This window comes from Martinezella rhizogenes (assembly GCF_000799715.1).
Taxonomy (GTDB): Bacteria; Pseudomonadota; Alphaproteobacteria; order Rhizobiales; family Rhizobiaceae; genus Rhizobium; species Rhizobium rhizogenes_C.
Map to the genome: position 1 here is coordinate 485,358 of NZ_JUHG01000013.1, position 13,594 is coordinate 498,951.

Below are 13,594 nucleotides of genomic sequence, written 5' to 3' on the forward strand. Positions count from 1 at the left end.
GGTCAGACCCTTTCCACGAGCTTTTGTCCGAAAAGACCGGAGGGGCGGATGAGCAGGAAGGCGAGCGCCACGACATAGGCAAACCAGCTTTCGATGCCGCCGCCGAAATATTCGCCGATATAGACTTCCGCGAGCTTCTCGGTCGCCCCGATCAGCAGTCCGCCGACGATCGCGCCCAGAATGGAATCGAAGCCGCCGAGCACGAGAACGGGAAGCGCCTTCAGCACCACCAGCGACAGCGAGAACTGCACGCCGAGCCGGGCGCCCCACAGCAGGCCCGCGACGAGCGCCACTATCCCGGCCGCCGCCCAGACGGTCGCCCAAATCAAGGGTAGTTTCAGCCCGACGGCAAGGGCCGCGAACTGATCATCCGCCACGGCCCTGAATGCCAGGCCGATCCGCGTATAGCGGAAGAAGATCGACAGCAGCGCCACCATTCCGGCGGCAACGGCAGCCGCGAAAATATCGAACTGGCTGACAAGCACACCGCCAAAATCGAGAGGAAGATCCTCGATTCCGAGATCAAGTCCGTGGACTTGCGTGCCCCAGATCAATTGGGCGGCACCCTCGATGATGTAGGAGAGCCCGAGCGTCGCCATGAACAGCGTGATTGGCGGTTTGTTGGTCAGCGGGCGCAGTACTGTGCGTTCGATGGCGATGCCGATCAGCACCATCACCGCGAAGGTGATGACGAAGGCCAATGCGAAGGGCACACCGCGTTCAACGAGGCTGACGAAGGTCAGCGCCGCAAACAGCAGCATCGACCCCTGGGCAAAATTGAGTACGCCCGACGTCTTGTAGATCAGCACGAAGCCGATCGCGACCAGCGAATACATGACGCCGGACAGCAGGCCGCCAACCAGCACCTCGATCAGAAACGCCCAATCGAAATCCGCCATCAGATGCCCTCCCCGTCTTCGTTTTCAGGCGCTACCCCGAGATAGGCATCGATGACGCGCTGGTCGGCACGGATCTCGTCCGGCGTCCCGTCAGCGATCTTGCGGCCGTAATCCAGGACCGCGATCCGGTCGGAAAGCTGCATAACCACGCCGATATCGTGCTCGATGAGGATCACCGTCGTTTCGTATTGATCGCGGGCAGCGCGGATGAAGTCCGCCATGTCGTTCTTCTCTGTCGCCGTCATGCCCGCCATGGGTTCGTCTAGAAGCAATATCTTCGGCTCGGCCACGAGGGCGCGGGCAAGCTCGACTCGCTTTTGCAAGCCATAGGGTAGCGTCCCCGCCAACCGGTCGCCGACATGGTCGAGATGGAGGAACTCTAGGATGCGGATTGCACGCTCACGCGTATCCGCCTCTTCCCATCGCGCGCGGGGAAGACCGAGAACCTGTTCGGCAAAGGTCGAGCGCACCCGATGCGCCAGACCGGCGACAACATTGTCGATGACGCTCAAGCCTTTGAACAAGGCAAGGTTCTGGAAGGTTCGGCTCACGCCGAGGGATGCCAGTCTTTCGGTCGGCACATGCCGATACGAGGTAGGCCCAATGCGCGCATGACCGCGGTCCGAACGATAGACGCCGCTGATGACGTTGATCAGCGAGCTCTTGCCGGCCCCGTTCGGCCCAATGATCGCGCGAATTTCACCGGGCTTGACCGACAGATCGACGTCAACGAGAGCCGCAACGCCGCCAAACGACAGGCTGATCCCGTGCAATGCGAGACCATTCACATCCTCGGACGCATCCGGCACGCTCTTTTCGTCCACGGGCGATAAAGAGCTGCGGCCAATCTGTTCTACAGCATCCTGTAGTAACGCACCGGTTGCCAGTGCGTCGAAGGAATAACTTGCAGCGGGCATTTGCTGTCCTCCATACAGCGTCCGGGTCGGCGCGAATGCGGCGCGCACTTTCCCCGTTGCGTGGACCGCTTCCGGTCCACGCTCTAGTGATCGGTCTCTTGCGAGATATGAGGGTCTAACCGGCCTTATTCGGCCGCGACGGCCTGCGCGCTAGCGGTCTCTTCGAGTTCGCGAACCAACGGGATCACATGCTTGCCGAAATATTCGACCTCTTCCTGGAAGTGCAGGAAGCCGAGCAGGATCAGATCCGCTCCAGCGCGCTTCAGGTCGACGACCCGTTCCGCGACCTGTTGCGGCGTGCCGATGAGGTTCGAACGGAAACCGTCATTGTACTGAACGAGATCCTCGAAGGAGGATTTTGCCCAATTGCCCTCGCCTTCCGGCGACGCCTTGCCGGCATTCTTCACCTCATGCCCGAAGGCCTTCACCGCATCCGGATTGGCTTTCTCGATGATTTCGGCAAGAACAGCCTTGGCTTCCTCTTCCGTCTCCCGGACGATGGCGAAGGCATTAACGCCGACGCGAACGGAATGACCGTTTTCCCTGGCCTTCGACTTGAGGTCGTCAACCTGCTTGCGGATTTCGGCCGGCGTATTGCCGTTGGTGAAGTACCAGTCGGATACGCGCGCCGCCATGTCGCGGGCCGCCCGCGAAGAACCGCCCTGGAAGATTTCCGGCTGCGGATCGATCGGCTTCGGCTTTAGCGAATATTCGTTGAAGCGATAGAAGTCGCCGCGGAAGGTGAAGCTCTCCTCGGTCCAGATGCCGCGAAGCGCCCGGATGAATTCTTCCGACCGGCGATAGCGTTCGTCGTGGTCGAGCCAGTGCTCGCCGATTGCCGCGAACTCGCCGCGGAACCAGCCGCTGACGATATTGACGGCAACGCGCCCGTTGGTCAGGTGATTGATGGTCGCGATCTGCTTGGCCGCAAGGGCCGGGTTCCACGGTCCGGGAAGGAGCGCCGCGATGACTTTGAGTGTGGTCGTCGATTCCAGAAGCGCATGGCTGAAGGCAACGGATTCATGCTGGAATTCCGCACCGTAGCCGGCGGTAAAGCGGATCTGGCTCAGGGCATATTCGAAGCCGCTGGCTTCGGCGATCTGCGCGAGTTTCCTGTTGTACTCGATCGTCCAGCTCGTGCGCTGCTCGATATTCGAAATCACCAGGCCGCCCGAAACATTCGGCACCCAATAAGCGAATTTGACCGCTTCGTTCACGGTGTTGGACAATGTCATTTCTGTCTCCTGCTCTCCACATTATTCCAATACCCTATAGATTTAGTGGTATTTTGAAAGGCAAAGACATACCAATGTTGGGCGTAGGGAAGATCGATCGAACGCATTGAAGGCGGTTTCAGCGGAAGAATTTACTCTCTGAGGGGAGATGCATGCTTATAATGATCAGCTAAAGCGACGTTTCTTGTCTTTCTGACGACGCAGAAAAGCTATCCTCTACCTGATCTTCGGCGGAAGCAGAAAAACCCCGCCGCGCCTCAATCGCGACCATCAGCAAAACACATGTGCGGCATCCGGATCGAACTCGAGATGCACGCGGTCGCCACGACTGAGACCCGAGATTGCTTCGTGGCCGAACGGCAATCGCACGGACAGCGCTTCGCCGGCCGCCGTTTGCGTTGCCACATGGACATTGTTGCCAAGGAAAGTGATGTCGCTGACCGTCGCGCTAAAACCGTCGCTCGCGCCGTTGCCGCGCCCCAGCCGGATGCGTTCCGGCCGCAGCATCAAGGCCGCCTTGCCCGCTGACGTCGCTTTGCCATGGACGGGGATCCGTTCAAACACCGTCTTGCCGCCGAGCGAGATCGTCGCCTGACCATTGTTGGATGACAGGAGATCGCAGGAGATGAAGTCGCTGTCGCCGATGAACTCGGCGACGAAGCGGGTGCGCGGATTGGCGTAGAGTTCCGGCCCGGTGCCGATCTGGTCGATGATACCCTTGGAGAAAACGGCGATGCGATCGGAAAGCCGCAATGCCTCTTCCTGGTCATGGGTCACATAGAGGATCGTCACCTCCGTCTGCTGGTGGATGCGCCGTATCTCGTGCTGGATTTCCTCGCGCAGCTTCTTGTCGAGCGCCGAAAGCGGCTCGTCCATCAGAAGCACCGGCGGATCGTAGGACAATGCCCTGGCGAGCGCGACGCGCTGCTGCTGGCCGCCCGACATCTGCGAAGGCTTGCGATCCTCGAAGCCTTCGAGCCTGACGAGCCGCAGCATCTCCTTCACCTTGGCATCGACCTCGGCCTTGGACTTGCGCCGCACCTTCAGGGGAAAGGCAATATTCTCGCCGACAGTCAGATGCGGAAACAGGGTGTAGCGCTGGAAGACCATGCCGATATTGCGCTTGTGCGACGGCGTCGACAGCAGGGTCTGCCCATCGAGGGTGATGTCACCCCTGGTCGGATTTTCGAAGCCCGCCAATATATAGAGCGTCGTGCTCTTGCCCGAGCCGGACGGACCGAGAAAGGTCAGGAACTCGCCGCGCCGAACCTCGAGATTGACATCGTGCACGGCAACGACAGGACCGTACTCCTTGCGGATGCCTCTGATTTTCAGGAATGGTTCGCTCATGATTTCAGTACCTTGCGTGCGATCGCGACAAGCGCCATCAACGTGATCGTCAAAAGGATGAGAAGGGACGAGGCAGCCGCCACCACCGGTGTCAGATCTTGCCGCAGCGTCGCCCATACCTTCACAGGCAGCGTCTGCAGCGTCGGGCTCGCCATGAAGATCGCCACCACCACCTCATCCCAGGAGGTGAGGAACGAGAAGACCGCGGCCGAGAACAATCCGTGGCTGATCGCCGGCAGGGTTACCCTGATCTTCGCCTCAAGCGGTGAAGCACCGCACAGCACCGCCGCATCCTCGATGGATTTATCGAAGCCTTCGAGCGCATTGGAAATGGAGAGGATGGAAAAGGGCAGCGCCAAAACCAGATGCGAGATGACAAACCCCACCAGAGTTCCGCCGAGGCCAATTCTTAGAAAAAAGGCATAGAGCGCCACCGCGAGAACCACGACGGGCAGGATCATCGGCGTCAGGAAAAGCGCTTTCAGCGTATTGCGAAACAGGAAAGTGCCGCGCACCAGCCCGAAGGAAGTCACAAGCCCGAGCAACACGGACAGAACCGTGACGATCGACGCGATCTTGAAGCTCGTCCAGGCCGATGCCAGCCATTGGGGATCGGAGAAAAGCTCGCCATACCATTTCAGCGTCCAGCCCGGAGGCGGAAAGATCAACCATTGCGACGACCCGAAGGACAGTGCTGCAATGAAGAGGATCGGCAGCAGCAGAAAGGCCGCCGTCAGAAGCGTTATCGCCAGGAGGAGATATTTCCACCAGCCGAGACGGTCGAAATTGAGCAGCATGTCAGCGTCCTCCCGTGTTCTGGGTACCGAACAGCCGCAACTGCACCGCATAGAGCGAAAGCGTAACGACGAGGAGAACAAGGGCCGCGGCCCCTCCCATGCCCCAGTTGACGAGGGATTGCACGAACTGGGCGATCAGTTCCGCCAGCATCATGTTCGCCGTACCGCCGAGAAGAGACGGGGTGACGTAGTAGCCAAGCGACATGACGAAGACCATCAGCGCCCCCGCCACCATGCCCGGCGCGGCCAAGGGCAAGAGAACGCGGGTCAGGCATTGCCAGCGGCTGGCGCCGCAAAGTGCTGCCGCCTGCAGGATGGCCGGATCGATCTTGCGGATGACGCCGTAGAGCGGCAGGATGATGAAGGGCAGCATGATATAGGTCATGCCGATCGTCACACCGGTCAGGTTGTTGACAAGCGCCAGCGGCTTGTCGACCAGCCCCGTTGCCATCAGCATCTTGTTGATCAGCCCGGTGCGCTGCAGCAGCACCATCCAGGCATAGGTCCGGGCAAGCAGGTTGGTCCACATTGACAGAAGCAAGACAGCGAAAATCAACGAGGCCAGCCTTGATGGTATGATCGCCAGCGTCCAGGCGACGGGAAAGCCGACCAGCAGCGAAATCACGGTGACGAGGCCGGAGACGATGAAGGTATTGGCGAATATTTTGAGATAGGTCGCCGAGCCCAGCAGTTCGGCATAGTTGCCGAAGCCCGGAGCCGGCTCCATCACGCTGCGCAGCAGAAGGGCGATGACCGGAACGACAAAGAAGATTGCAACGAAGATCAGCGCCGGCATGACCCCGCCGAAGCCATTGGGCCGGGTCGCCCTCGACGCAGGCGCTGTCTCGCTGGCGACGTCAATATATGTCGACATGGCATTCCTTTCCCGCCTTAGGCGCAGATGAACGGCCGGCCCCTGCAGGCGCCGGACCCGCTCTTCTGCTCCGCGGGCAAGATGCCCGCGGCGCTCCTTCGGATGTCCTTCGGCCTATTGGGCCTGCCAGGCATACCACCGCTTGCCAATGGCATCACGGTTCTCGGCCCAATATGACATGTCAGCATTGACCTGGCTGGCGGTCTGCTGGTCCGGCAGGGTCTTGGCCGTTGCCGGATCCATCAGCTTTGCCGACTCGATGTTGATGGGTGCATAGCCGGTCGCCTTTGCCAGATCGGCCTGTGGCTGGGCGGAGGCCGCCAGAGCGATGAACTTCATCGCTGCTTCCAGGTTCGGCGCGCCTTTGGGCACGACGAGGGAATCGGCGGCCGTGATGTTCTGGCTCCAGGACGTGTCCGTCTTGACGCCGCTGGCGGCAAGCGCGGTCATGCGGCCGTTCCAGAGGCTCCCGAACGGAGCTTCGGCGGATGCGAGAAGCTGCTGCGACTGCGCACCGCTCGACCACCAGACGATGTCCGACTTGATCGTATCCAGCTTCTTGAACGCCCGGTCGAGATCGAGCGGATAGAGCTTGTCCGCGGGAACACCGTCGGCAAGCAGAGCCGCCTCGATCACACCCGGCGCCGACCATTTATAGAAGGTGCGCTTGCCGGGAAATTTCGCCGTGTCGAACAGATCAGCCCATGTCTTCGGGCAGGCGCTGACGGCATCCGCATTGCAGCCGATAACGAAGGAATAATAGAAGCTGCCGACCGAATAGTCCGTGACGAAACGCGGATCGAGCTTGGACTTGTCGATGACGGAGAAATCGAGCTTTTCCAGCAGCCCGGTCTTGCCCGCCTGCGCCGCATAATCACCCTCGACGTCGACAACGTCCCAATTCACCTGACCTGCCTCAACCATGGCTTTCAGCTTGCCGTAGTCGGTCGGACCATCCTGCGCAACGGCAATACCAGTCTTGTCGGTGAACGGGTTCACCCAGGCGGCTTTCTGCGCGTCCTGTGTCGTTCCTCCCCAGCTCGTGAAGACGAGCGTCTCGGCCTTGGCGGCCCCGGACACTGCCATTATTGCGGCAAAGGCCGCGAGTGCAATTCTTGCTTTCATGTTCCCTTGTCCTTATTTTTTGATGTCTTACAGGCATGCCTTATGCGGCGGGCAGGCTTCCCCCTTGAGGAGAGAAGCTCGCCGGCTTCATAATCTTGTTCTCGGCCACTTCGATCAGGTCGCGAATTCTAGGCAGGAAGGCCTGCCATTGCGGATCGGCAGCCAGTCTCTGCCGCCGCGCCTCGCGATCATCGAGGCTCGTAAAGGCCCAGATATGAACGATCTCGTTGATGGTCCCGATCTCGGAAAAGAAATAGCCGACCAGATTGCCGAGATGGGCTTTCTGGATGGCGATCCCCTCCTCCTCGACCACCTTCAGATATTGCGGGATCGTGCCGTTCTTCAGCCGATAGGTCCGGATTTCGTAAAACATCGGCGTCACCTCATCACGAACGGATCGGGGATCGGATCATCCGAGGTCCTCAGCCAGATCGTCTTCGTGCGGGTATAGTCGAGGGCGGCCGCCAGGCCGCCTTCGCGACCATGGCCGGACAAACCAAAGCCGCCGAAAGGCGCGATCGGCGACACCGCGCGATAGGTGTTGACCCAGACGATACCGGCGCGCAGCCCCTTCATCAGACGGTGAGCGCGCGTGAGGTTCTGGGTGAAGACGCCAGATGCAAGGCCATAACCGGTGTCGTTGGCGAGCCTCAGCGCTTCAGCTTCGGTTTCGAATGAAACGACGGATAGGACAGGGCCGAAAAACTCTTCGGCGAGCGACGGCGAGGCAACGCCGTCGCAGTCAAGAATTGTCGGCGGGAAGTAGAAGCCGTCGCCGTCCGGCCGCCGGCCGCCCGTGACAAGACGGGCGCCGCTTTCAACGGACCTGTCGACGAGGGCCGCGACGTGATCCTGCTGGCGCTTCGTTGCTAGCGGACCGACTTCGGTTGCCATGTCCGAGGGGATACCGACACGGATCGCCTCGGCCTTTGCCTTCAGCATGGCTAAAAACTTGTCCTTGACGCTCCGCTCGACAATCAGCCGCGAGCCGGCGACACAGCTCTGGCCGGTGGCGGCGAAGATGCCAGCAACCTGCGCGTTAGCCGCACTTTCGAGATCGGCATCGGCAAAGACGATGAAGGGTGACTTACCGCCGAGTTCGAGCGAGGTGGAGGCAAGATTTTCCGCGGAATTGCGCACGACATGACGCGCCGTTTCCGGCCCGCCGGTGAAAGCGATATGCGCAACCTTCGGATGCCGGCTGAGAGCGGAACCGCAGGAGGGACCAAAGCCGGTGATGATGTTGACGACGCCGGCCGGAAAGCCTGCTTCGTGAACGAGACGGGCGAATTCCAGAAGCGGCGCCGGCCCATCCTCGGACGCCTTGACCACCATCGCGCAGCCGGCCGCCAGTGCCGGACCGATCTTGACGGCCGAGAGAAACAACTGGCTGTTCCAGGGCACGACCATGGCGACGACGCCGATTGGCTCGCGCCGCAGCCAGACATCCATGTCCTGCTTGTCGATCGGCAGATAAGCCCCTTCGATCTTGTCAGCAAGGCCGGCATAATAGCGATAATAGTCGGCGACATAGGCGATCTGCGCCGATGTCTCGCGGATGATCTTGCCGGTGTCGCGGGTCTCCAGCTCGGCAAGCTTTTGCGCATTGGCCGCAACCAGATCCGCAAGCTTATAAAGCAGTTTGCCGCGTTGCGTGGCCGTCAACTTCGACCAGGGGCCATCATAGAGCGCCGTTTCAGCGGCGCTGACCGCACGATCGACGTCGCTCTCGCGCGCTTCCGGCATCTCCGCCCAGATCTTGCCCGTCGCCGGATCGATGCTCTGGAAGCGAGCCTCGCCGTCGACAAATTCGCCGTCGATGTAAGACTGGAAACGCTGCATGGGCTTTACTCCGCAAATGCCGGCATGACCTCGGCGATGAAGCGCTCGAGCGAGGCTTTCTTTCGCTCGAAGGACATGCCCGTATCGATCCAGAAGGAATATTCGTCATACCCCAGGGCTTCATAAGCCTTGAGGCGGGCTATGACGGTCTCGGCATTGCCGACGACGTTGTTGCTGCGCATGACCGCGTCGGACAGCATCGCGTTTGCGTTGATCTCCTCCTCGGGTATCCGCTCGATCAGGCCCTGCTTGACCGGCTTCTCGTTTTTGAACCAGGCGAAGAAGTAATTGTAGTAGACGCTCAGCTCATGCGCGGCCTGCGCGATGTCTGCTTCTGTTGAGCCGACATAGGTGTGGCGCAGCAGCATGATTTTCGGACGCTCGATCTGCGGATGCTTGGCGCAGGCATCGTTGAAGCGGCCCATCAGCCCTTCGACCTCGTCATCACCCTGCCAGAGCGGCGTCACCTGGACATTGCAGCCATTGGCGACGGCGAACTCATGCGAATTCGGATCGCGCGCGGCCACCCAGATCGGCGGGTTCGGCTCCTGCAGCGGCTTCGGTGCCGATGTGGTCGAGGGAAACTTGAAGAACTCGCCATCATGGACGTAGTCGCCCTTCCAGATACCCTTGACCGCCGGGATGAGCTCGCGCATCCGCTGGCCGGCGCCCCAGGCATCGAGCCCCGGCAGTAGGCGTTCGTATTCGAAGGAATAGGCTCCGCGCGCAATGCCGATGTCGAGCCTGCCATCGCAGATGATATCGGCCATGGCCGCTTCGCCTGCGAGCTTGATCGGATGCCAAAATGGCGCGATCACCGTCCCCGTCCCGAGCCTTGCCCGCGATGTCCGGCGCGCCAGATCGGCGATGGTCACGAAGGGATTAGGCGCGATGGTAAAATCCATGCCGTGGTGCTCGCCCGTCCAAATCGCATGCATACCGCCCTTGTCGGCAATCTCGCACAGCGCGATGAACTCCTCATAGAGGCTCTTGTGGCTTTGGCTGGCGTCGAGACGTTCCATGTGGACAAAGAGAGAGAATTTCATGCGCGTGCCGCCTTTGCTGGAACGGGGCGGACCGTGCCGACGGTCTCGTCGCCGAAATAAACGCCGAAATTGCCGATCTGGCTCTCGACCGCGAAACGCGCGACGATATCGGCTGTCGAACTCGTCTTGAAACGAGCCTTGGTCAATGTATCGGGCTTCAGGAACCGGCCATTGCGCGGTTCGCCTTCCGAGGCGAAGGCACGATAGACGATGTGCTGTTTTCCGTCGCTCTTGCCCTCATAGACCGAGTAGAGGAAGCCGATCGTCACTGAGAGACCGGTGAGCTCTTCCAAATAATCCCGCAGAATGTCAGCCGGGCTGCCGTCCTTGCCGTCACAGCCCGGCAGCGAAAGAACATCATCGCCGAGGAGAAGAACCTCACCATGGCGCTCCAGAACGGCCCCGAGATCGATATCGCCCTCCGCCGCCGCTGAAACGGCCTTGCTGGCGAGGATCGGCGTGAAGTAACCGCCGCGGGCATAGCCCAATCCGTTGCGGCCGCTGTTTTCGAAAGAGGCAATCCGCCCCATCAGGATGACATGATCACCGGCTTCGATGACCTGCTCGAGGCTGCATTCGAACCAGGCCGCGACATCGGCCAATATCGGACAGCCGGCAGCACCCGACGCCCATTCCACGGTCGCGAACCTATCCTCGACTGGCCGTGCGAAGGTGTTGGATATATGCTTTTGCGTCTCCGACAGCACATTGATCGCAAAGGAAGTGGCGCTCGTCATGGCCGTGAAATTGCGCGATGTCTTTGCCAGGCAAACCAGCAGAAGCGGCGGATCGAGCGACACCGAGGTAAACGAGTTCGCCGTAAAGCCGATCGGCACTCCGGCCTGATCGCGCGTCGTCACGACCGTGACCCCTGTCGGAAAAGCACCGAAGGCATCGCGCAGCGCCCTGGGATCCAACTGCTCTGTCGTCATCCTGCATCCTCCCCGCATGCGAGCCACTCGGCGAGCAACCCGTTGACGATCTCCGGCGCCGTCAAATTCACCATATGACGATGACCATCGACGATCCTGGCCCAGCCTTTCGGCGTAATGGAAGCCATCTGCTCGGCCATTTGCGGCGTCGAGTTGGGATCATCAGACCCGGTCAGGAACAGTGCCGGCACATGCACGTCCAGCCAGCGATCCGCATAGGTTTCGTCGCCGCCGGCAAAGGCGGCATAGGCCGTCGCGTAGCCTTGCGGATTGACAAGGCTCAGCCAGTTACGTGTCAAGTCGCGCGCGACCGCACTTTGCCTGTCATCGCCGAACCACCTCAAGAGCGGCCCCTCCTTGTCGACGCCCGAAAGCGGGATTGCCGCCGCACGCGCCAGAACCGCCGCCTTCGCGTCGGGATCGCGACGATAGACGCCGTTCAGATAGGCAACGCGCTTTATCCGACGGCCGAATGTGGCAGCACTTCCGCCGGCCACCAGCGCGCCCATCGAATGCCCCGCGACATTTGCGCTATCGAGCGCCATTTCATCCAGAAAGCTGCCGAACCAGTCTACAAACGCCTCGAGGGGACTGGCGGCCGGCAGTTTGCTGCTTTCGCCGTGGCCAGGCATATCGACGGCGATGACGCGATGCGTCCGCCCAAAGGCCGATATTTGCGGCGCCCAGGCTTCAAGACGCATGCCGACGCCATGGATGAGGACGAGCGGCTCGCCCCTGCCGACCTCATGATAGGCCGTGCCACTTGCCGTCCTGCTACGGGGCAGACCTCTTGCCGTAGCTTTGTCGGCACCGTGTTGCACTATGGTTTCCACTGTCGACATCCCAGCGCCCGAACCCATCAAACGCCAGCGGGATTGGCGACGTCCTGCCCCAAATCCCTCAGGTCCTGATAGCGGTCGCCAATGCGGTGATGCGGCCGGCCTCCGACCGAGGCGCCGAGAGCCACGACGATTTCGTCGGCGGCCGGAGCATCGGGAATGGACGTCTGGATCGTCAGGTAATGCGAGCGACGGCCCTCGTCGTTCTTGTCCATCAGCGGGATCATGATCGGCGCACTGGCCGGGCCGCGCGTATTGCTGAAGGCGAGGTATGACTTGGCGCCGACCGCCTGGCGATAATGATTGCCGAAGCGGAGCGTATGGATCAGCGCCGAGGCATGCTCGATCTCGCCGTCGACACCGACGACCGCCGCCTTGCCATAGGCTTCGACCGCTTCACCGGAGCCAACCGCCTCGATGATCATCTTGGTCAGCAGTTCGCCGAGAACCGGGGCGACCGCATGGATCTCGGGCTTCAGATCCTCGACAAAACCGCGCCCTGCCCAGGGATTTTTGACGACCGCCAATGCGGAAAACAGCTTGAGCGGAACGGCCGCCGCCTTCCCGCCCTCAATCAGCGTCGTTTCGATCTGCAGCAGGGTCTTTCGGACTTGAAGGGTCATCAATCGTCTCGCTTTTAAGATTTTGTATGATGGTATGCCATCATACAAAACTGTCAAGCTGGTTTCTGCGGATCGCGAAAAATCCGCGACAGCCTTCCGATAAAGACAACAATAGCAATGAGTTGACACCTAAACGGCCTTGGTCGCCCGCGCTCAAGCGAGGGCGCGGCCCATAAAGACATCACAGTTCATTGACGTTCCATTTTGGTATTCTTGATTATGGCATACCGTCACATTGAACAAAGTGCGGTGTCAAGCTGGCTGCGCGTTTTCAGGCGCAATTCGCGCGACAAAAGCCGGCTCGTGAAGCCGACCCACTTTTCGTATTCAAGGAAGTGTCTTGCGGGAATAGCCCGCGACCGATCAGTCGATCGATTGCTGCCCGGACAGAACCGCCTCGGCAATGGCGCTGGCGCTGGCGACATGATCCATTGCCGCCTGATAGGCCCCAGGCCCATCGCCGCGGCGGATGGCATCGACGATCCGGGCCATTTGCGCCGGACCCTGGACGCCACGGTTCTCCGTCTTGATCGTCATCGAACGCAGATGATTGATGCGGACGGTCAGGAGATTGACGATCCCCCAGGCAACATGACGGTCGACCATGCTGAACAGCGTCTGGTAGAAAGACGAGGTATGTGCGAGCACGCCCGGCATATCCTTGTCTTGATAGCTTTTGCGGATGTCCTGCAGCGATTTGTCCAGGGCATCAGCAATTGCCGGATTGCCCTGTTCGGCGCAAAGGCGCGCGGCCATGCCTTCGAGCGCACCCCGGATCTCATAGATCTGCTTCGCCTCGCCAAGGTCAAGCAGAGCGACGATCGGCCCCTTGTTCGGCAAATTGGCAACTAGGCCTTCCGACTCGAGATGACGCAGGACTTCGCGCACGATCGTGCGGCTGACGCCGAGTTGAGCACAGAGATCGCGCTCGACCAGACGGTGGCCGGGGAGAAAATATCCGTTTACGATCGCTTCGCGCACCTTGTCGAGCGCCAGCTCGCGCAAGGTTTTCGCTGGACGCTCCACCCGAATTGCCGCGCCCCGCAAATCATCATTCATCCCTGCACCCCGGTCTCGAAGACATCACCTTTGTCACGATCATTGGCCATCATCAT

Annotated in this window: 14 protein-coding genes; all 14 read right to left on the reverse strand. The window is 60.5% G+C overall.

Going from position 1 to position 13,594, the window contains the following annotated elements; all coding sequences use genetic code 11:
- Window positions 1–2: 2 nt before the first annotated feature.
- Complete coding sequence (locus EX00_RS14190; protein WP_047458768.1) at window positions 3–899, reverse strand: branched-chain amino acid ABC transporter permease; 897 nt, start codon at window positions 897–899, stop codon at window positions 3–5.
- Window positions 899–1,816: an ABC transporter ATP-binding protein gene (locus tag EX00_RS14195; protein WP_047458771.1), complete on the reverse strand. Its 918-nt coding sequence runs from the start codon at window positions 1,814–1,816 to the stop codon at window positions 899–901. The genes EX00_RS14190 and EX00_RS14195 overlap by 1 nt, the downstream gene beginning before the upstream one ends.
- Window positions 1,817–1,941: 125 nt before the next feature.
- On the reverse strand, window positions 1,942–3,051 hold the full coding sequence (gene sfnG, locus EX00_RS14200) for a dimethylsulfone monooxygenase SfnG (RefSeq protein WP_047458774.1): 1,110 nt from the start codon (window positions 3,049–3,051) through the stop codon (window positions 1,942–1,944).
- 270 nt (window positions 3,052–3,321) lie between these two features.
- Window positions 3,322–4,401, reverse strand: a complete 1,080-nt coding sequence (locus EX00_RS14205; RefSeq protein WP_047458776.1) for an ABC transporter ATP-binding protein — start codon at window positions 4,399–4,401, stop codon at window positions 3,322–3,324.
- Window positions 4,398–5,198 carry an ABC transporter permease gene (locus EX00_RS14210; RefSeq protein ID WP_047458779.1) on the reverse strand — a complete coding sequence of 267 codons (801 nt, stop codon included), beginning with the start codon at window positions 5,196–5,198 and terminating at the stop codon, window positions 4,398–4,400. Before EX00_RS14210 ends, EX00_RS14205 begins: the two co-directional genes overlap by 4 nt.
- Before the next feature lies 1 nt (window position 5,199).
- Window positions 5,200–6,072 carry an ABC transporter permease gene (locus tag EX00_RS14215; RefSeq protein ID WP_047458782.1) on the reverse strand — a complete coding sequence of 291 codons (873 nt, stop codon included), beginning with the start codon at window positions 6,070–6,072 and terminating at the stop codon, window positions 5,200–5,202.
- Between the two features lie 114 nt (window positions 6,073–6,186).
- Window positions 6,187–7,197 carry an ABC transporter substrate-binding protein gene (locus tag EX00_RS14220; RefSeq protein ID WP_047458783.1) on the reverse strand — a complete coding sequence of 337 codons (1,011 nt, stop codon included), beginning with the start codon at window positions 7,195–7,197 and terminating at the stop codon, window positions 6,187–6,189.
- Window positions 7,198–7,237: 40 nt separating this feature from the next.
- Complete coding sequence (locus EX00_RS14225) at window positions 7,238–7,570, reverse strand: NIPSNAP family protein (RefSeq protein ID WP_047458786.1); 333 nt, start codon at window positions 7,568–7,570, stop codon at window positions 7,238–7,240.
- 5 nt (window positions 7,571–7,575) lie between these two features.
- Window positions 7,576–9,039 (reverse strand): aldehyde dehydrogenase, encoded by a 1,464-nt coding sequence (locus tag EX00_RS14230; protein ID WP_047458788.1) that lies wholly within the window; start codon window positions 9,037–9,039, stop codon window positions 7,576–7,578.
- Between the two features lie 5 nt (window positions 9,040–9,044).
- Window positions 9,045–10,085 carry an LLM class flavin-dependent oxidoreductase gene (locus EX00_RS14235; RefSeq protein ID WP_047458791.1) on the reverse strand — a complete coding sequence of 347 codons (1,041 nt, stop codon included), beginning with the start codon at window positions 10,083–10,085 and terminating at the stop codon, window positions 9,045–9,047.
- On the reverse strand, window positions 10,082–11,017 hold the full coding sequence (locus EX00_RS14240) for a flavin reductase (RefSeq protein WP_047458794.1): 936 nt from the start codon (window positions 11,015–11,017) through the stop codon (window positions 10,082–10,084). Before EX00_RS14240 ends, EX00_RS14235 begins: the two co-directional genes overlap by 4 nt.
- Window positions 11,014–11,859, reverse strand: coding sequence for an alpha/beta fold hydrolase (locus EX00_RS14245; protein WP_047460310.1), 846 nt, complete (start codon window positions 11,857–11,859; stop codon window positions 11,014–11,016). Before EX00_RS14245 ends, EX00_RS14240 begins: the two co-directional genes overlap by 4 nt.
- Window positions 11,860–11,876: 17 nt before the next feature.
- Window positions 11,877–12,479 (reverse strand): amino acid synthesis family protein, encoded by a 603-nt coding sequence (locus tag EX00_RS14250; protein WP_047458797.1) that lies wholly within the window; start codon window positions 12,477–12,479, stop codon window positions 11,877–11,879.
- Window positions 12,480–12,842: 363 nt separating this feature from the next.
- The gene (locus tag EX00_RS14255) at window positions 12,843–13,538 is read right to left on the reverse strand and encodes a GntR family transcriptional regulator (protein ID WP_047458799.1); all 696 of its coding nucleotides are present in this window, start codon (window positions 13,536–13,538) and stop codon (window positions 12,843–12,845) included.
- Between the last annotated feature and the right edge of the window lie 56 nt (window positions 13,539–13,594).